Origin of the sequence: Paenibacillus sp. P2(2022), from assembly GCF_029522175.1 — a bacterium.
GTDB lineage: Bacteria > Bacillota > Bacilli > Paenibacillales > Paenibacillaceae > Paenibacillus > Paenibacillus polymyxa.
In genome coordinates this window covers 949,499-967,461 of sequence record NZ_JAKWFI010000001.1, presented here as the reverse complement: position 1 = coordinate 967,461, position 17,963 = coordinate 949,499, and the positions used below count along the sequence as shown (strand labels likewise).

Sequence of the window (17,963 nt, the reverse complement as noted above, 5' to 3'; positions counted from 1 at the left end):
TTAAGCATTATATTTGCTAGAACCATGACTAAAGCACAAAAAACCTCCTTAATAAAGGAGGTTTAGAGTGACTATAGATTCATTTCAGTGTAATCAACTAGGCATTACTTGCCGTAACTTGTGGTTCATCTGAATCTTTTACCTGTTCAATCGTTTCTTCCATTCCCGTGTTCGCGTTAATGTAAATTCGATAAATGGAACCGTTGATTTTACCGCCAAATTCATAGCACAGAACTTCATTTGACAGTTCATTTTCAATTAGTGCTTTGCGGTGGTAAGTTTCGCGAAACTCAGGATTCAACTTCGCTCGTGCTTCATTCAAATTCAATTTTGCCTGAGGAATGCGACGGAGGTGACTGTGCTCATAGACATAATCGCTGCATTGGAAACCAATCACTTGTCCGTTATCCAAGCCTGATCTGACTGTGATTTTTTCTGGATAGATAATCACATCCCCTTGTTGGCTTGCAAATGTAATATTGGCTAAATTCCCGCTTTCATCATATGCTACGGGCTTCATTCCTTTGTAGCCCTTTTGTTCAAGATACTCACTTGCATAGCGAACCGCTTCATTACGAGTTGCTTTTTTAGGACCTACTGTTCTCATGTCATGATAAGAAATGAGCTTGCCGCCCTTTTTCGTAAAATCCATAGTGGCTACAGGCTGTTGCTTATTTAACAGCGTAGCCGTATAAGACGCCCATTCTGTTCCTTTGCCATTTTCGTTCACACGAATCTGACTTTCTGGTTTTCCTGTAAATTCAGCGGCATTACGCTTAATTTGTCCAGCATCCACCGCCGGGAGACTCAACTTTTTCACTGAGCGCTTATCATAAATGCTCGCAACAGACGGTCCCCAATCCAGTTCTTTGTAGTTCTCTACTTTTTTGTCCACGGTTTTGAAGCCATCAATAATGGTGTTGTCCTTCGGTCCAGTTTGAGAACCTGCCGCCATATCAACATCCATCCAGCGCAAGTTTTTGCTAATGACCTTTTGCTGCACCTCATGCATGTTTTTCGAAATTTCCTTGGAATTGTTATATAACGTTTTTAGATTCGAAATTTCTTTCTCGTTTAAAGGCTCGTGATCCAGATCACGAACAGCGGTCTGATACGAGAATGCAGATAGATGTGACAGCAAATCTTTAGCATGATTAAAAGGCATTACATTGAGAGGCAACTGATTAACCTCGTTTTGGGCTTCACTTGCAATCCTCCACACGTTCATCAAGCATTTGCGGTGCATCGCGTGTGAAGTAGTATGGACAGCAACCGCGTTACCGAGTTGGGAATGCAACTGATCCATATGAAACGACAAATCATGAAATGCACGCTGGTATTGATTTTCCGCTTTAATCGACATGCTATTTGCCTGAGAAGACACCTCTTTTCTCATCTGGTTTTGCTGATAACCCCACACAAATGCTCCTATCATAATCAGGGTAACCACCGGGAACAATACGGCACTAAGTCGTTTATACATATTGGGAGTCTCCTTTCTTCAAATACACTACCGATAGTGTGACAAGAAGAAAGCTCTCTTATGCATGGTTTTCCATGACTTCAACAATAAACTCACAGTTATCGCAAATACAGCGTTTAAAGCCGGTCTGAATCTGTCCTTGCTCCATTCGCCCTCTCAGTACAAAACGTTCTCCGCATCTTTTACAATGAATTCTTACTTTTATACGCAAAAAAGACACCTCTTTCTCTAACAGGTTTGTCAGATCAGTGTGTCCCATTTCGTTACATATTAACCTTTTCTTCCCGTTTTAACATCCGAAAAGGAGAACGGTTATTCGCTCGACTGATTTTTGCCATCCCTCCATACCATAGAAATGCCATCAGCGGAATGATAAACCAGATCCAGTCGTGTGAAAATTTCGTCAAAATTAAATCATACACTCCATGCCAAAACCATGGAAGCACTAATGACAGAAGCAGCATATATTTACTCTTCAGGTCTTTCGAAAACTTGGCTTTCCCCATATAGTAGCCCATCATAACGCCAAACATCGCATGACCGGATACCGGTAGCAACGATCTCATTAACATCATGCTGATCGAAGCATGCCCCGCCCAGGCATATAACAGATTTTCAACTGTGGCAAACCCGAGTGAGACTGCGGCCGCATACAATATACCATCATAAGGCTCGTCGAACTCCGTATGGTTATAGATGATGTGATACAGCAGGAACCATTTAAAAAACTCTTCCACTCCAGCGGAAATACCAAACACCTGAATTAAAGTGTCATCTCCTAGCCAAAGCAGCAACCCACGTTGAAAAATCATGACCGGAAGCACCACCAAAAAACCGAGCAAAAATACTTTAATAACCATGTGCAGAGGCTCCGAATCATATCGATCCTTTAAGTAAAAATACATCAATAAGGCGAGACCCGGCGCTGTAGCTGCCGCTAAAACAGAAAACAGAAGCACCGATCATCCCTCCATAAAAATGAGTCGGCTCTGCTTTCAGCGCAGAGCCGACAAATTAACTTCATTATCACTTTCTAAACCAAATCAAGAACGGCTGTCAAAATGGGTGCAGATGACAGCAACTGCCTGTTCAGGAATGATCAGCTTTCCATACTCTTCCAGCATAGCTGGTGTTACGGATGAACCTTCTCCAAATTCAGCCAGAATCGCGATTAAGGCCGCAAGCTTGGACTCTTCTACTTCTTCTGGCTCCAAATGCAAAATCCATTTTCCTCTATAATGATACAGCTTACCTGCTTCCGTAGTGTTGCTGCGGAGCATATGAGCCGCTTCTATGAGTACTTCGAAATCGCTAAACGCGTAAACGATGGAATCACTGTGCTCCATTGTGACTTCCATTTCGTAGACTTCCTCTGGAAGCTCCTCATCGGGACCCGAACCGTACTGCTGGTGATCGTATTTTCCCCGAGTGACGATAACAACCATTCCCTGAGCAGGAAGCGCAAAGACTTCAACAGCTAACGGTCCCGTGGCGTCGAAGCCCAGTTCGCTGTATGCCTGATCCATCATTTCAGTAAACAGCTCATGAACTCTTGGAATTTCTTGCCACATATCATCTTTTTGGATACCCCGTTCGCTCAAATCGTCAAAGGTAAGGAAAATCCGTATCTTGTCCTGACTTAATCTTTCTATTTTCATACTGGACCCTCCTCCTGGCAGCCGAGTGTTATTAGCAGATTATGATTCAAATATGATGCCTGTGATGAAAATGGTTCTATGTAATCATGTTATCATTTTATAATCGTAAATGCACGAATAAAAATGATAAAAAAAAGAATCATTTGAACGGCTTTAACAAAAAAGCCGCAAAATGATTCGGAATAGAGGTTTCGGGTTACAATCCCGGTACGGCTGTATGAGTTTCTTTCAGTATTTGCTCGACCTCACGTTTAACATCGGGACTTGTGCTAATAAACTCTTTAATCAACTTCATATTCTCTTCTTTGCTCTTGGCAGTTTGGGCGTTATGAACGGTTTTATCTGCTTGTGAACGATGATCATGATCCTTGTGGGTGTCTTGTGTATTCAGCGCAATATCACCCATGCCTGGAAATGCGGCGTCCATCATTTTTGTACGAGCTTTCTGTACCAAATTTCCGCCTTTTTTTCCGCCCATGTCCATGGATAAGCCCAACGCATTGCGGTTACGAGAGATCAGAGAGCTTGCGACAGCCCCCAAGACGATTCCCAGGAAAAATGAAGATGTTTTCACAATTAGAACCTCCCTTTGTGGTAGAATCAAGCATAGTGTTCGTCAGCAGAGACAAACTCATACGGTATAAATACAGGAAGGTGAGATGAATTAATGGGTACAAAAACAGCAGCCATTTTGCTAACAGCATGTCTGCTGCTTAGTGCTTGCACTGCGACGAAGCCGGAATCTGCGGATTCCAGTAACCATCAGGATTCAGTAACTTCTGATTTAAGTAACAGTGCCAAAGATCAGAGCAGTAAATCTTCCCCCAAAGGAAGCAGCAAGCAAGCAGACAGTGATGAGCAAAAATCAGTGAGTACAACAAATACACAAAATGACAAAACCGCCGTTAAGAGCAACGAGACTACAGTTCCAACAACTTCGGTTACCACTAACAAGATGTATCACTTGGACAAAGCTTACAATGTTATTCCTAATCAACAAGGTGTCGAAAAAAAAGTGGTATTGCTGACCTTTGACGATGGCCCGAAGGAAGCGGTCATGATTAACAAAATCATAGATATATTGGATAAGCACAAGGCAAAAGCGATTTTCTTCGTAAACGGTTATCGTGTAAAAGAACATCCTGAGTTGCTCAAGCTTATCCATGACCGTGGACAGCCCATTGGCAACCATAGCTGGGACCACTTCGTTCTAAAGAACAAGTCTGAGGCTGAGGTTAAAAAACAGATTGAAACAGTACAAAAAATCGTTAAAGACACTACAGGCCAAGCCCCCGTATTCTTCCGTCCGCCTCATGGTGCTGGTGGAGACGTAGGTCGCAAGGTTGCTAAGGAAAATGGGCTCTTGTATATGACATGGTCCGTAGGTTCTCTGGACTGGACCATGAAAAAAAACCAACCTCATAAAACGGAAACTCTTCTCAAAAATGTAACAGAACAACTTCATCCAGGCAGCAATATTTTGATGCATGAACTGCCATGGACAGCGGAGGCACTGGACAGTCTATTGACGCGCCTTGAGCAGAAGGGCTATCAATTTGTCGATCCACAAAGCATTGAGATTCCTACCAGTTAATTATCACTTGCTCATAGGTCAAATGTAGATGATGTAAAATTAAATGATGTAAAAAGCCCCCTCTCCGCATATTTTGTGGGAGTTGGAGGCTTTTTAGCATAATATTGCACGCACGTACTAGACGAAAGCTATCACAATGCCTTTATATCACCAAAGCATTTCACTAATGGGTGGTGCACCCTTAATTCCCCACCATAGTAGTGCTGCTGTAATGAGCACAAAAAGAGTGCTTAAAAAATTCAAAAACCACTTACTCACCCGAATACGGCGGGACGGAAACATCTCTGTCCGTGTTCGGTACTCACTGGCAGGAGTGTCCTCCTCCATTGTCACAGCAACTTCTGGTGCAGCGGCAACGTCTGCCAATTCTGGCATGGGCCGTGAAGCACGGGAGCGAACCGGTTTTGGCTTTGGCCTGTCCTCTTCCTTGCCTTTGCGGCCATTTCGGCGGCTACCATAGGTCTGCACTCTGCTAAGTTCCTGATTCATTCTTCATACCTCCGAAAACGTAACGCTAAGCCAGATATAAGGTCAATCACAAAATGACAAATGATCGGTGCCCACAGGCTGCCTGTCTGCACGTATATATATCCCAATCCATAACTGCTAAGGAAAACCCAGCCCGTGGGAATCCAGTGCCGTAAATATCGGATATGAATAACCGCAAACAAAATGCTTGTCCAATAAGGACCAAAGCTGTACTGAATCGCACCTCTAAACAAAAGTTCCTCACAGATGGAAACGATAGCAGCTATACAAATAATATGCCAAACCGGTCGATTTTGAAACAGCATTTGGTTAATACCACCGTCATCCATGGCATCCTCAGGCATGATCCGAGACAGCAGCAAATCCACTAATAGCATAGCGGCTGCCAAACCCAATCCCCACCATAAGACATGTAGCGTGTTGGGCAATGCAAACAGTTCAAACACATTTCTTTTCTGAAATATAATCCAGATTACGCCAATCAGCAGGGTCAGCCCCTGAGTTAGATACAAATTGTAAAGCAGCAAGCGGTCATTCAATTGATGAATTTGCGCTCTTTTCCATTTCACTTTAAGCTTTTTCATAGTTAGTTAGTCCTCTGCTTAGTCTTCTTTAGCATCATAGCCAAAAAGTCGGGCGGATTCAAGAAGACTTAAATCTTAATTTTTCCGCATTCTGTAGCTATGTTTCTAGTCGTCTATCCACACATGCCGCATGTCCTATTGACATGCCCATGTAAGCCATGATACATTATGAAAAAATTATTAGCGACAACAACAATGATGGAGAAAAGGTATTGATTTCGTCCTCAGAGAACCGGTGTTTGGGTGGAAGCCGGTGGCGAAGTAACTACTTTCAGCGCTCCTGAGTTATTGCATCGAGGTCTAGGTAATCATTTTCCGACATTAGATGCAATCGGCAGAAAACCGTTATCCTTTCGGTCATTATATGACCGCTGAAGGCAGTCCATTGCGAAATGGCTGCGAATTAGGGTGGTACCACGATAACTCTCGTCCCTTACTATGGAGATAGTATGTGATTCGGGAGTTTTTTTGATGCCCGAAAACCGTAAAGCAACTCCACATAAGGCCTTTGGTTATCAGTTTGGTGCAAAATACTATTTTATTCCTTTTCTGCGTCAATGCGTTATCACACTAGTATTTAGACCGCTCTCCTGTACTTTTTAGAAGCATTTCAAGTTTTTTTCATGTTCTTTATGGAATGTATTTCAGTTCGAAGTACATCCTGTCCATAAAAGAAGTTAACTTTGAGGAGGAAACCAAATGTTTAAAGTGTTAGTATCCGATCCAATCAGTGACCTGGGCATTCAGCAACTGATGGATGCAGACGATGTCACGGTGGACAAGAACACAGGTCTCAGCGAGGATGAATTGGTTCAAATTATTGGTGACTATGACGCATTACTCGTCCGAAGCCAAACCCGGGTAACCGAACGCATCATGGCGGCAGGTAAAAACCTCAAGGTTGTCGGACGTGCCGGGGTCGGCGTGGACAACATCGACCTTGAAGCAGCAACACAACGCGGGATTATCGTTATTAATGCTCCTGACGGCAATACAATTACGACATGTGAACACACTTTTGCCATGATGATGGCACTGGCTCGCCATATTCCACAGGCTTACGCTAAAACCATCGGTGGTACATGGGATCGTAAAACATTCCTCGGTGTCGAACTACGTAACAAAACACTTGGAGTTCTCGGCATGGGACGTATCGGCAGTGAGGTGGCTAAACGCGCCAAAGCATTTGGCATGAGCATCCTTGGTTATGATCCGTTTCTGACTGAAGAACGCGCTGAGAAGCTGGGCATCAAGCTGGCCAGCGTGGACGAAATTATCCGCAACGCAGATTTCATGACCGTACACACGCCATTAACACCAGAAACCAAGCATATGATTGCTCGTCCGCAGTTTGAAGTGATGAAAAAAGGAATGCGCATCATCAACTGTGCCCGAGGCGGAGTTATCGATGAAATGGCTCTTGTTGAAGCCATCGATGAAGGTATCGTTGCCGGTGCAGCCTTTGACGTATTCGAGTCGGAACCACCAGCACAGGATCATCCGTTCCTGAGCCATCCAAAAATTATCGTTACACCACATCTGGGTGCATCGACCGTCGAAGCACAGGAGAACGTGGCGATCGACGTATCTGAGCAGGTGCTGCATATTTTACGTGATGAGCCGTTTAAAAATGCGGTCAACATGCCTCCAGTACCATCCAATGTCATGACGCAATTGCAGCCATATTTCTCGCTTGGAGAGAAGCTGGGCAGCTTTGCCGCTCAGATCACCAATCAGGCTGTACGTGAAATTCAGGTAGATTATGCTGGCGATTTGTCTTCTGTGGATACACAGCCGCTCACACGTTATATTTTGAAAGGTGTACTTAGCCGTCATCTGGGCAGCGATGTGAACATCGTGAACTCTGTGCATCTTGCCAAAACACGTGACGTCCATCTCATCGTCTCTCAGGCGCCTGCCACCAAGGGTTTCACCAACCTGATTACCGTTACGCTCAAAACACAAAGCGGCGAAGAGCAACGTGTTTCCGGTACCCTGCTAGCAGGCTATGGTGAACGTATTGTTCGATTGAACCAGTTCCCGGTAGATGTCGCACCGGAGGCTCATTTCCTGCTTATCTCACACAATGATAAACCCGGCATTATCGGCCGTGTCGGCACCTTGCTTGGGGAGAACAGCGTCAACATTGCTTCTATGCAAGTAGGTCGTAAAATTGTTGGCGGTGAAGCCATCATGATCCTGACCGTTGACAAAGCTGTGCCTAAAGACGTGCTGATTCAACTCGTAGGCTTACCAGAACTGAATACTGCCCAAGAAGTAGTACTGGATTAGTTCCAGTCAGTGTTGAAAAATTCCTTGGTTTTATTTATAAAGAGAGGCGCCGGCTACCGAGGCGCCTTTTCTTATACCCTTATCTAACATAGAAGCAACCACCTTGAAACAGAATGTTCCACGTTGAACAAGATAAATGTTGATTTTTCAACAAAAAGCACCCTCTTCCGAGGATGCCTGCAAACTGGGATATATGAGCCGTCGTTATAAGCTTGTTACAGAGCCCAGCCTTGTTTTATTGGAGATCGGCAACAAAATAGTAAATTCCGTCCCTTCTCCCAGTACGCTAGAAGCTGAGACAGAGCCTCCGTGAGCCTCTACGATGTTTCTAACAATAGCAAGCCCCAGCCCAGTCCCTTTGTCTTCACCACGTACTCTGGCTTTGTCTGCCTTGTAGAAGCGGTCAAAAATATAAGGTAGATCCTCACTGGCAATGCCCACACCTTCATCCTTAATCCGAATGCGGATTAACTCATTCCGTTCTCCCAGAATTTGATCCGCCGCAATGGTAACTTTTTTCCCAGAGGGCGTATGTCTGAACGCATTATCCAGTAAATTGGTCAACACCTGCTCCAGTCTGTCTTCATCTGCCTCAGGCAACACTAAGCGTTGACCTGGCTCATAATAATCGAGTGTCAGTCCTCGTTCCTTGGAACGAACCGTAAATTTCCGGTGAACACGCTCGATCAGTTCATTCACATCCACTTCCTGACGGTACATATCTGTATGACCTGCCTCCATTCGGGCCAAGTCGAGCAGATCCTTGACTAACCTTCCCATACGTAATGATTCATCATGGATGACCTGTACTAGCTCCTCGGACTCTTCCGGTGAACCTGCCATGCCGTCCAGCAAAGCCTCACTGTATCCCTGCATCATAGATAAGGGTGTACGGATTTCATGGGATACGTTGGCTACAAAATCACTGCGCATCTTCTCAAGTTTTACTTCTTCCGTAATATCTCTAAGTACAGCTACTGCACCACGAATAGCGTTATCTGTATACAGCGGCGCCATTTGCACTGACCACGAGCCTTTCTTGACATGGATGTAGTCTCCGACATCCTCGCCTCTGTCCATAACCGTATGGAACAAAGGCAGCAAAGGCTCAGGAACAGAAGCTCCGAATTCCTCCAGATCACGTTCCTGCCACTCCAGCTTTTTCCAAATATCCAGCAAACTTTGTGCAGGCGGATTCGTCAAGATGATTTGTCCACTTCTGTCGAAGGTAATTACGGCATCAGACATACTTCGCAGTACACTGGATAAATGGTTTTTCTCCTCATTCAGACTGCGGATCGTCGCTTCCAGTTCCGTAGACATATGGTTAAAAGTTTTCGCCAGCTCTCCAATCTCATCGCTGGTCACCAGCGAAAGCCGAGTATCATACCTTCCCTCACGGATGGCATTCGCCGCCTGAATCAACAGCTGCATAGGCTGTGTGATTTTAGTAAAAAGAAATAGAGCAAAAAAGGTCGTCAATAAAAATCCGACGATACATGTATAGGTGAATAAATGCTTGATTTCCGTCGATTCATGCGCCGCAAAATTTCTATTGATATATGGCAATAAAAAAAGCCCCAGAAAAATAAGCACAGAACCTACAAGACAAATAATGGTGATCCACAGCTTGCCTACCAGCGATCTCCAGAAGTTCACGTTATTTTGGAACCTCCAGCTTATAACCTACGCCCCATACGGTCGTAATCATAGCCGCTGCCTCTGGCGATACCTTATTCAGCTTTTCACGAAGCCGTTTCACATGCGTATCCACAGTGCGGAGATCACCAAAGAATTCATAATTCCAAACATCTTTCAGCAGTTCTTCGCGTGAGAAGACTTTATCTGGCGACACCGCCAAATAATGCAATAGCTCGTACTCTTTAGGCGTTAGACTGATTTCAATTCCGCCTGCAGTTACCCGGTGTGCATCATGCTCAATAATAAGATTTGGAAAAACAATACTATTGCTTGGCACAGCCTCTTTCGTTAAAAAAGCCGTCTCCGACGATCGTCTTAAAATTGCCTTTACCCGGTAAATGACCTCTCGCGGGCTGAAGGGCTTGACCACATAATCATCAGCTCCAACTTCGAAGCCTTGCACGCGGTTCACTTCCTCACCTTTGGCTGTCAGCATGATCACAGGCGTAGATTTGGTTTGACGTAGACGTGTACACACTTCAATCCCGTCCATACCCGGAAGCATCACATCGAGCAAAATAATACTGTAATCGCTTGCAGTCGCTTTTTGGAGAGCAATCTCACCATCCTCAGCTTCTTCAATTTCGTATCCTTCTTTTTCCAGATACATCCGCAGAAGGCGGCGAATGCGTTCTTCATCATCTACAATTAATATGCGGTTGCTTTGTTCTGACATATTCCCAGCCCCTTCGCTAAAAAAAGCATTCTCTCTATTTTACTATTTTCCCGTGCTTGGTCAAACTTTACTCTCATCCAACAGCCTCTTTACACCAAAAAGGCCGGGGTTATGACCCCCGTCCTGTCCGTTTCTTTTTCGTGTTGTCTGATTTGGCAAGTTGAATGAGACGGTTGATTTCGTCCTTGGTTAGGGGTCTGGTGAGACCACGCTTCAAGTTTTGCAGCAATAGATCCCCAAAGGCAATCCGCTTGAGTCTGATAACTGGGTGCGAAATGGCCTCAAACATCCGTCTTACCTGGCGATTTCTGCCTTCATAAATGGTAATCTGGATCACAGATTCCTTACCGTCCGGATCTACATCCTTATATTCTACCTCGGCCGGTGCAGTAATGCCATCCTCCAGCACGATTCCTTTTTTCAGCTTATCCAGCTCAGTACCGTGCGGAACGCCTTTGACTGTAGCCACATACGTCTTCGGCACATGATGCTTGGGATGGGTGAGCAGATTGGCGAACTCTCCGTCATTGGTAAGCAACAGCAACCCTTCGGTGTCGTAATCGAGACGTCCGACCGGATATACGCGTTCCTTGACGCCTTTCAGATAGTCAGACACAATTTTGCGACCTTCCGGATCGGAAGCGCTTGTAATGACCCCTTTGGGTTTGTTCATCATCAAATAGATTTTTTTCTCAGTTTTGATCGGGCGTCCCTTTACTGTAATCATATCTTGATCAGGGTCTGCTTTCGTTCCCAGCTCAGTTACGGTAACCCCGTTAACTTCCACGCTGCCCGCCTGAATAAGCTCCTCACATTTACGTCTGGAAGCTACACCGGCTTGGGCCAATATTTTCTGCAATCTTTCCATGTTCGCTAATTCACCTCATGCTAATGATACCCATCCATGAGCAAAATCACAACCCCCGTTCAAAAAACGATGCAAAATTCAAAATACAAGCAAACAAATGGCAATAGCCGCCACAAAACCAACCACATCTGAAAATAGTCCCACTTTCAACGCATATCGTCCATTGCGGATACCTACCGCACCAAAATATACAGTTAATACATACAGCGTCGTATCTGTGCTGCCCTGAATCGTTGAAGCAATCCGACCGATCATGGAATCGGGACCATAAGTGCGAATTAAATCCGTCGTGAACGCGAGTGAACCCGTGCCCGTCAATGGACGAAGCAAACCTAAAGGCAGCACCTCGCCAGGTACGCCCCAGTTTTTAATCCACGGGGTTACCCAGGATATTACATAGTCCAAAGCGCCGGATGCTCGAAAAATGCTAATCGCCACCATCATGCCTACAAGATGAGGAATAATGCTGATGGCGGTAGAAAAGCCGTCTTTGGCTCCATCTACAAAAGAATCGTAGACAGGGACCTTTTTGGCATATGCATATAAAGGAATAAAAGCGAGAATAACCGGGATGGCCCAAGTCGATACGAGGTTAATAATATTCAGCATGCCTCCCTCATCCTTTCCAAGTGGTGTCCCTGCCCTTGGTAGCTGTGATTCCCGTTCGCGGTACGGCAGGTGAAGATACGGGCGGTACATGTGAAGAAACCACAGATGTTGGTGCAGGCGAGGTACGTGGCGCCAAGGAAGTCTGGGACGGCGGATTCGCTGGAGGACGGCGACGCAATTCTCGACTACGATACCAACGATCTGCCGCAATGGCGGCAAAGGTAGCTATTGCGGTCGCCACCAGTGTCGTTCCGACGATTTCAGCCGGGTGTGCGGAGTGAAAATTTAGCCGAATGGCGATCAACGTTGTAGGAATAAGCGTAATGCTGGCTGTATTCAGCGCGAGCAGCGTACACATGGCGGGTGTAGCGGTTTGCTTATCAGGATTGAGTGTTTGTAACTCTTGCATCGCCTTGATCCCCATTGGTGTTGCTGCATTCCCCAGTCCGAGTAGATTGGCGCTCATATTGGACAAAATGTACCCCATAGCGGGATGATTACGAGGAACATCAGGAAAGAGAAAGGCGACCAAAGGAGAAAGCAGCTTAGATATTTTCTGTAAGAGCCCACCGTCTTCAGCCAGCCGCATCATACCCATCCAGAATACCAGCACACTTATCAGTCCAAAGCATACTGTAACACCCGTAGTTGCCCCGTCAAAAGCTGCCTTCGTCACCACCTCTATATTTCCCTGTGCGGCTGCAAATACAAATCCTATACAAATCAAAGCCACCCATATGAGATGAATCATGACTGATTCCCCCTTTTCCCAATGATGTGACACCGCAGCTTTGTAGCATCAAGCCTACTTGCCTTATGCTCCGAACAGATTTTCTAGAATTTCATTCCATTTGCTCGTCCAACCTCGTTGTTGAGTATGGTTTGCAGGAACTTGTGCAGTCGGAGCCTCCTGCTGTGGCTGCACAATAGTTTGAGCAGGCAGCTTACTACCTTTTTCATATACAGGAACGGAACCGATCAATTTACCTTCCAGTAAAAATTCGATCCGTCCTCGTAAACCAAAAGACACGTCAGCTCTATCTACCGAAGCGGAATTTTTAAACAATACCAGTCTTTTGTGCAATTGAGTCTTCTCACCCTCATGTAAAGGATAAGAAAAACTCGCACCTGTCAAGAGGGGGTAACCCTCAATAGGCTGCTGCTTGTCCGTAATCGGAATGAGAGGATAATAGCGGAAGCCGTAATCAAGCATACGGGCATGATCATTCCAATCGTCCCCGTCATTCAAGGTAACAGCAGCCAGCTGACGCCCCTCACGTGTGGCCGAGCTGACTAGACAGCGAAACGCTTTTTTAGTGAAGCCTGTTTTTACACCGTCAGCTCCCTCATACAGCCGCAGCATTTTGTTTTTATTATGCCATGAGTAGTCCCAGGAATCGTTGGGGTTCGGTGCTTTTTTCAGTTCTGTTTTTACGATACGGGCAAAAGTTGGATTATGCAGCGCATAAGCGGTGAGCCGGGCCATATCGTTGGCTGAGGAATAATGTCCGTCGGCATCCAGCCCATGAGGATTAGCAAAATGTGTATGGTTTAGCCCAAGCTGAACCGCCTTGTCATTCATTAAATGGACAAATCCCTCTTCTGTTCCACCCACATGCTCGGCAATGGCAGAAGCTGCATCATTACCAGAACGGAGCATTAAGCCATACAGCATATTTTCCAGCGTCATTTGTTCACCCATTTGCAGAAAAAGCGAGGAGCCTTCTTTGGCATACGCCGTTGAACTCACCTTTACTCGGTCCTGCAAGCGTCCATGTTCAATGGCTACGATCGCGGTCATAATTTTGGTTAGGCTAGCTATACGGAGCTCCCGGTCACCTTCGGCTGAATATATGATCCGTCCTGAAGTGACATCAATTAAAGAAGCAGCCTGGGCATGAGTTCCTAACGTGGGCGGTGTTGCTTCTGTTCTCATTGCTCCCAGAACAGGCTGTGGACTCAGCAATGTAAGCGGCAATGACAAAATAAGCATAAGCGCTAGCGGCAAAACAAATGCGCGTGCCTTATTCTTATAATGGATGTGGTCCGCATGGATATGTTGTTTTTTTTTAAACATTTGGATTCCTCCGGTTTTGAGCAAGTCTTGTACCATTCTATGTCCAAGCTGTTCAAAGTATGTCCACCTTTATAACAGAAAATTCCTTATACAGGACAGTCATTAGCCGCTCCTGTTTTGCTTTCTTTCTACGTTAACCAAGCAACTTGCAATCCTGAACACATATAATATTAGTTACTAACGTTAAATATGAAATCGAGGGGGGGTTACAACATGCAGCGATTACAGTTTGAAATGATTTTAAGATCGCGGATTGTAGAGTCCGCACAAGCATTACATCAAAGTGGTGTATCCTTTGCCACTTTTGCTACCGCGCGTTGCAACCCGCAATTTTGGGAGTTAACAGAAAAAGGCGGTTTTCGGATCAAAGCAGGTGTTACTCCCGCGCAGGGGATCAGAGATATCTTTATAAACGGTCAACAATACGCTTTTGAATGTGCAACAGCAATGGTTATTGTGTTGTACAAAGGAGTACTGGATTCCATTCTGGAAAGTGAGTTTAATCAGATTTTTGCAGATATGCTGTTGTATGATTGGCACTATGACAGTGATCTCAGGCTTATACAACAGCAAGGCAGCCATAAAGCAGTACCTGGGGACATCCTGTATTTCAACAATCCAGATGTGTCGTCCGACTCATTGGAATGGAAGGGAGAAAATGTCGTCAAATTGAAGGAAGATTCATTCTATGGCCATGGGATTGGCATCTTGCCGGCTCAAGGTATTATTGATTCTCTTAATCAACATCGTCGCCCCGATGCCACGGTATCTGCTTATTTGACAAATGAAGTGATCTACCCAGACTTCGTTTACCTATCACAGTTCGCACCCGAAGAAAACCGAGAAAATGAACTATCAGTGAATACATTTTATTACCAAGAATTCAGTCACTGTATACATGCTGTCATTGGCGGAAGGCAGTATATTCAGGAATAGGGTCGAGTGCATACTAAAAAGAAGGTATTCCTAGGCCGCGCTCGGCTTGGGGATACCTTCTTAAGAGAACACTTTTAATTTCAATAACTTTTACAAGTAAGCCGGTCCAGATTGACTTTGATCCGTATTAGCATTTGCAGGTACCTGTGGAGGTGGAGTCTGCATGTTGCTGCCTGAATTCTGGAAGATAGACTGAACCTTATCGATCAGGTATGGTGTGGAGTCGATGATTTTCTCAAACAGATGCGTTTGATTGTCCAACGGAACGATTTGTGCTCCCTGTTTGCCGACAACTAGAAAGGCAATGGGATGAATAGATACACCACCACCGCTACCGCCACCAAAAGGATGTACTTCCTTCCCACTATGATTACCCGATGAGGAAGTATGAAGCGACTCTTCATCTACGTTAAAATCACTTCCGCCGGCTGCGAAGCCAAATCCTACCTTACTGATTGGCAAAATAACGGAACCATCGGGTGTTTCCACTGCGTCTCCCACAATCGTATTGACGTCTACCATGGCCTTGATGTTCTCCATCGCGGTTTGCATGAGCCCTTGAATCGGATGATCTGACATGTTTTATTCCTCCTCTGCTTATCTCAAGCGTAGACTGCTTTTCTTTCGCTATTGTGCGCAAAGGTTCAGGAAATATGTATGTCAATCCTCTACACTGTTTATTCTTTACTGTTGGCTTGATGATTCTCAGGAGCTTTGGAAATAACCCGCTTCCATGCCTCTATGCCTCCCGGAACGCGCCATATGCGGAAAGCTAATCTGAGCATGGAAAAGATTAAATAACCGAACGATATTTTTGCTTCACAATTCAAGATGGTAGTAAAACGTAGCCGGTCCACCCAATAAGGCACCACAAACACCTTTGGGGTACATTCCATGCGCACAATGCTGGAGGCAAAACCGATCAAGGTCGTTTTTAATCCCCACAACATACCAGTTGAGGTCGCTGTATAAGCTGCGTCAGCCAGACTAATATTGGTAGACCACTCCATTTTCGACACTGTTACATGGGCCAATGTATGTCTCAGCCATCGCTGTAAGGATTGTGTACCCTTGAGCAAAACCCGTATATCATGTATAAATTGCTTGATTTTTTCGGTATCAATATTTCCGCTATCCACAGAAGCATCCGTTTTATGTATATTTTTATTGCGGTCAAGCCGATAGAGAAGCCCTTTTTTCAAACCTGTGATGAGAATGGCTGGAATATCGTAATCCATTTTGATCAAGCCGTATAGAAATCTGATCTCTAGATGCGCCCGATCATCATTGTCATGCTTGGCAATTTCCAGCTTCAATCGAATACGAGAGAGCAGAATAGCCAGTACAATGAATATAACGATGATGATGGCGATACTGATCCATTTCCACACTGGCGAGTCCTCCCTACCCTTTTGCTATAGAATATCATGGCAAAAATAGTATGACCTTTCAGCGGAAAATCATGCATCTTAAAATGCTAAACAGCCAGCCCTCAATGACGTAAGGACTGGCTGTCTTTTGAATTTTATGAACTTAGGATTCCAGATCCGAATCGTTCTCCGCAGGCTGGCTGCTCTCCAGACGCTCGAACAATAGCTGTGTCTCTTCTTCTAAATTGTCTGAATCCTCGAACTGCTCCGGTTGCGGTAGATCTTCGAGCGAACCTAGACCGAAATAATCCAAGAATGATTTCGTCGTTCCATACAATATTGGTCGTCCGATGGCCTCAGCTCGACCTTTCTCTTCAATGAGCTCCTTGTTGACCAGTGTATGTATGGCCCGCTCGGATTTGACACCTCGAATCTCTTCGATTTCAACTCTTGTAATGGGCTGGCGGTAGGCCACAATGGCCAGTGTCTCCAAAGCAGCTTGAGACAATGAGGCACGTGCCGGAGAGTAGGCGAGCTTTTCAAAATAAGGTGCATGTTCGGATAAAGTTGCAAGCTGATAATGACCAGCAATACGGACAAGCTGCAGGCCTCTTCCTCCTTGCTCCATATCCTGTTTCATATCCTCCAGACACTTTTCAACCAGCTCTTGCTGCTGTTCTACAATGTCGGCGATCTGCTTGGTGGACAACCCTTCCTCTCCCGCGAGAAACAGCAGCCCCTCAATAATTGATTTCAGCTTCAGATAATCCATTAACCCGTAAATCCCCTCTCCACTCCATTACAATATCATCGAAAAGCTTCTCCTGATAACAGAAGATTTGCTTCATTTTCATCAATTCAAGGATAGCCAAAAAGGTTACAACCACCTCATGCCGATACATATCCTCATGCATCAGCTTGGAGAACAGCAGCCGTCCTCCATTCCCCACCTTCTCTAACGCCCCGATAACTTGCCGGATACGGTCCTTGACTGAAATTTCGTCCCGATGAACACGGGTTACCGTCGTACGTCGTTCAGCTTTGCGCAATGCACGCTGAAAGGCCGCGACCAAATCGCTCGCATGCAGCCCATGCACCGGATTTGCGGGTTCGGTTGGCAGGAATGCGCTCAAATCTTCCGGCTCCTTGCCATAAATCAGACTACGTTCCCACTCCCGTTCGCTCAGATGGCGAGCAATCCCTTTGTATTTACGATACTCCACCAGCTTGCGAACCAGTTCCTCACGTGGATCATAGTCTTCTTCTTCATAAAAATCCAAATCGTCATATTCCATCACAGGTGGCTTGGGAAGCAACAATTTACTCTTAATGGATAAGAGCGTCGCCGCCATCACTAGAAACTCGCTTGTAATGTCCAGCTCCAGCTCCTGCATACTGTGCAAAAAAGCCATGTACTGATCAGTAATATCGCTAATCGGGATATCCTGAATGTCGATCTCGGCTTTATCAATCAGATGCAACAGTAGATCCAGCGGACCCTCGAATGTTTCCAGCTTGTAATTTACGACTGTCAATGTGCTTCCCCCTGCCTTACTCCAATCATCATTCAACAATACCTTTCCCCATTAGCACTTATGCTCTACGTTATCAATCCCTCTTTCTGTA

At 45.3% G+C, this 17,963-nt stretch carries 19 protein-coding genes and 1 other annotated feature; of the genes, 3 read left to right on the top strand and 16 right to left on the bottom strand.

The features are described from left to right. Positions 1-97 precede the first annotated feature (97 nt). From ypeB to MMB75_RS04140, 4 genes are all read right to left on the bottom strand, one after another. The gene (gene ypeB, locus MMB75_RS04155; RefSeq protein ID WP_017427535.1) at positions 98-1,483 is read right to left on the bottom strand and encodes a germination protein YpeB; all 1,386 of its coding nucleotides are present in this window, start codon (positions 1,481-1,483) and stop codon (positions 98-100) included. Positions 1,484-1,746: 263 nt separating this feature from the next. Then, complete coding sequence (gene prsW, locus MMB75_RS04150; RefSeq protein ID WP_016822228.1) at positions 1,747-2,442, bottom strand: glutamic-type intramembrane protease PrsW; 696 nt, start codon at positions 2,440-2,442, stop codon at positions 1,747-1,749. 84 nt (positions 2,443-2,526) lie between these two features. Next, on the bottom strand, positions 2,527-3,141 hold the full coding sequence (locus tag MMB75_RS04145) for a genetic competence negative regulator (protein ID WP_016822229.1): 615 nt from the start codon (positions 3,139-3,141) through the stop codon (positions 2,527-2,529). A 196-nt stretch (positions 3,142-3,337) separates the two neighbouring features. Next, positions 3,338-3,715, bottom strand: coding sequence for a hypothetical protein (locus MMB75_RS04140; protein WP_013371707.1), 378 nt, complete (start codon positions 3,713-3,715; stop codon positions 3,338-3,340). A gap of 93 nt (positions 3,716-3,808) precedes the next feature. On the opposite strand from MMB75_RS04140, the gene MMB75_RS04135 reads away from it, so the two are divergent. Next, positions 3,809-4,735: a polysaccharide deacetylase family protein gene (locus MMB75_RS04135; protein ID WP_044785213.1), complete on the top strand. Its 927-nt coding sequence runs from the start codon at positions 3,809-3,811 to the stop codon at positions 4,733-4,735. A gap of 147 nt (positions 4,736-4,882) precedes the next feature. On the opposite strand, the gene MMB75_RS04130 is transcribed toward MMB75_RS04135, so the two are convergent. Continuing rightward, on the bottom strand, positions 4,883-5,224 hold the full coding sequence (locus MMB75_RS04130; protein WP_017427534.1) for a hypothetical protein: 342 nt from the start codon (positions 5,222-5,224) through the stop codon (positions 4,883-4,885). Continuing rightward, positions 5,221-5,808, bottom strand: coding sequence for a type II CAAX endopeptidase family protein (locus MMB75_RS04125; RefSeq protein ID WP_017427533.1), 588 nt, complete (start codon positions 5,806-5,808; stop codon positions 5,221-5,223). Before MMB75_RS04125 ends, MMB75_RS04130 begins: the two co-directional genes overlap by 4 nt. A 186-nt stretch (positions 5,809-5,994) precedes the next feature. Further along, positions 5,995-6,245: a binding site (T-box leader), on the top strand. A gap of 262 nt (positions 6,246-6,507) precedes the next feature. On the opposite strand from MMB75_RS04125, the gene serA reads away from it, so the two are divergent. Further along, a complete protein-coding gene (gene serA, locus MMB75_RS04120) occupies positions 6,508-8,100 on the top strand; it encodes a phosphoglycerate dehydrogenase (RefSeq protein ID WP_013371711.1) in 1,593 nt (530 codons plus the stop codon). Between the two features lie 204 nt (positions 8,101-8,304). On the opposite strand, the gene MMB75_RS04115 is transcribed toward serA, so the two are convergent. From MMB75_RS04115 to MMB75_RS04090, 6 genes are all read right to left on the bottom strand, one after another. Beyond that, entirely contained in the window at positions 8,305-9,759 is a 1,455-nt protein-coding gene (locus MMB75_RS04115; protein ID WP_016822235.1) for an ATP-binding protein, read from the bottom strand. A gap of 1 nt (position 9,760) precedes the next feature. Beyond that, a complete protein-coding gene (locus MMB75_RS04110; RefSeq protein WP_013371713.1) occupies positions 9,761-10,477 on the bottom strand; it encodes a response regulator transcription factor in 717 nt (238 codons plus the stop codon). 109 nt (positions 10,478-10,586) lie between these two features. Next, positions 10,587-11,345 carry a pseudouridine synthase gene (locus MMB75_RS04105; RefSeq protein WP_013371714.1) on the bottom strand — a complete coding sequence of 253 codons (759 nt, stop codon included), beginning with the start codon at positions 11,343-11,345 and terminating at the stop codon, positions 10,587-10,589. 78 nt (positions 11,346-11,423) lie between these two features. Beyond that, a complete protein-coding gene (locus MMB75_RS04100) occupies positions 11,424-11,954 on the bottom strand; it encodes a spore maturation protein (protein WP_277507022.1) in 531 nt (176 codons plus the stop codon). A gap of 7 nt (positions 11,955-11,961) precedes the next feature. Beyond that, a complete protein-coding gene (locus tag MMB75_RS04095) occupies positions 11,962-12,705 on the bottom strand; it encodes a nucleoside recognition domain-containing protein (protein ID WP_044785216.1) in 744 nt (247 codons plus the stop codon). Positions 12,706-12,768: 63 nt separating this feature from the next. Further along, positions 12,769-14,031 (bottom strand): D-alanyl-D-alanine carboxypeptidase family protein, encoded by a 1,263-nt coding sequence (locus tag MMB75_RS04090; RefSeq protein ID WP_277507019.1) that lies wholly within the window; start codon positions 14,029-14,031, stop codon positions 12,769-12,771. 213 nt (positions 14,032-14,244) lie between these two features. On the opposite strand from MMB75_RS04090, the gene MMB75_RS04085 reads away from it, so the two are divergent. Then, the gene (locus MMB75_RS04085) at positions 14,245-14,967 is read left to right on the top strand and encodes a protein-glutamine gamma-glutamyltransferase (protein ID WP_103042499.1); all 723 of its coding nucleotides are present in this window, start codon (positions 14,245-14,247) and stop codon (positions 14,965-14,967) included. A 90-nt stretch (positions 14,968-15,057) separates the two neighbouring features. On the opposite strand, the gene ytfJ is transcribed toward MMB75_RS04085, so the two are convergent. The 4 genes from ytfJ to MMB75_RS04065 all read right to left on the bottom strand — a co-directional run bounded on the left by ytfJ (position 15,058) and on the right by MMB75_RS04065 (position 17,872). After that, on the bottom strand, positions 15,058-15,546 hold the full coding sequence (gene ytfJ, locus MMB75_RS04080; protein ID WP_016822238.1) for a GerW family sporulation protein: 489 nt from the start codon (positions 15,544-15,546) through the stop codon (positions 15,058-15,060). Positions 15,547-15,644: 98 nt separating this feature from the next. Beyond that, positions 15,645-16,358, bottom strand: coding sequence for a DUF2953 domain-containing protein (locus tag MMB75_RS04075; protein WP_103042500.1), 714 nt, complete (start codon positions 16,356-16,358; stop codon positions 15,645-15,647). A gap of 142 nt (positions 16,359-16,500) precedes the next feature. Continuing rightward, positions 16,501-17,109, bottom strand: a complete 609-nt coding sequence (gene scpB, locus MMB75_RS04070) for an SMC-Scp complex subunit ScpB (RefSeq protein ID WP_013371722.1) — start codon at positions 17,107-17,109, stop codon at positions 16,501-16,503. Continuing rightward, positions 17,078-17,872: a segregation and condensation protein A gene (locus MMB75_RS04065; protein WP_017427525.1), complete on the bottom strand. Its 795-nt coding sequence runs from the start codon at positions 17,870-17,872 to the stop codon at positions 17,078-17,080. The genes scpB and MMB75_RS04065 overlap by 32 nt, the downstream gene beginning before the upstream one ends. Positions 17,873-17,963: the final 91 nt, after the last annotated feature.

Bases quoted from the DNA above. Each gene is read 5' to 3' on its own strand.
- ypeB (WP_017427535.1), bottom strand. From the start codon at position 1,483: ATGTATAAACGACTTAGTGCCGTATTGTTCCCGGTGGTTACCCTGATT.
- MMB75_RS04145 (WP_016822229.1), bottom strand. From the start codon at position 3,141: ATGAAAATAGAAAGATTAAGTCAGGACAAGATACGGATTTTCCTTACC.
- MMB75_RS04135 (WP_044785213.1), top strand. From the start codon at position 3,809: ATGGGTACAAAAACAGCAGCCATTTTGCTAACAGCATGTCTGCTGCTT.
- MMB75_RS04130 (WP_017427534.1), bottom strand. From the start codon at position 5,224: ATGAATCAGGAACTTAGCAGAGTGCAGACCTATGGTAGCCGCCGAAAT.
- MMB75_RS04125 (WP_017427533.1), bottom strand. From the start codon at position 5,808: ATGAAAAAGCTTAAAGTGAAATGGAAAAGAGCGCAAATTCATCAATTG.
- serA (WP_013371711.1), top strand. From the start codon at position 6,508: ATGTTTAAAGTGTTAGTATCCGATCCAATCAGTGACCTGGGCATTCAG.
- MMB75_RS04110 (WP_013371713.1), bottom strand. From the start codon at position 10,477: ATGTCAGAACAAAGCAACCGCATATTAATTGTAGATGATGAAGAACGC.
- MMB75_RS04105 (WP_013371714.1), bottom strand. From the start codon at position 11,345: ATGGAAAGATTGCAGAAAATATTGGCCCAAGCCGGTGTAGCTTCCAGA.
- MMB75_RS04100 (WP_277507022.1), bottom strand. From the start codon at position 11,954: ATGCTGAATATTATTAACCTCGTATCGACTTGGGCCATCCCGGTTATT.
- MMB75_RS04095 (WP_044785216.1), bottom strand. From the start codon at position 12,705: ATGATTCATCTCATATGGGTGGCTTTGATTTGTATAGGATTTGTATTT.
- MMB75_RS04090 (WP_277507019.1), bottom strand. From the start codon at position 14,031: ATGTTTAAAAAAAAACAACATATCCATGCGGACCACATCCATTATAAG.
- MMB75_RS04085 (WP_103042499.1), top strand. From the start codon at position 14,245: ATGCAGCGATTACAGTTTGAAATGATTTTAAGATCGCGGATTGTAGAG.
- ytfJ (WP_016822238.1), bottom strand. From the start codon at position 15,546: ATGTCAGATCATCCGATTCAAGGGCTCATGCAAACCGCGATGGAGAAC.
- scpB (WP_013371722.1), bottom strand. From the start codon at position 17,109: ATGGATTATCTGAAGCTGAAATCAATTATTGAGGGGCTGCTGTTTCTC.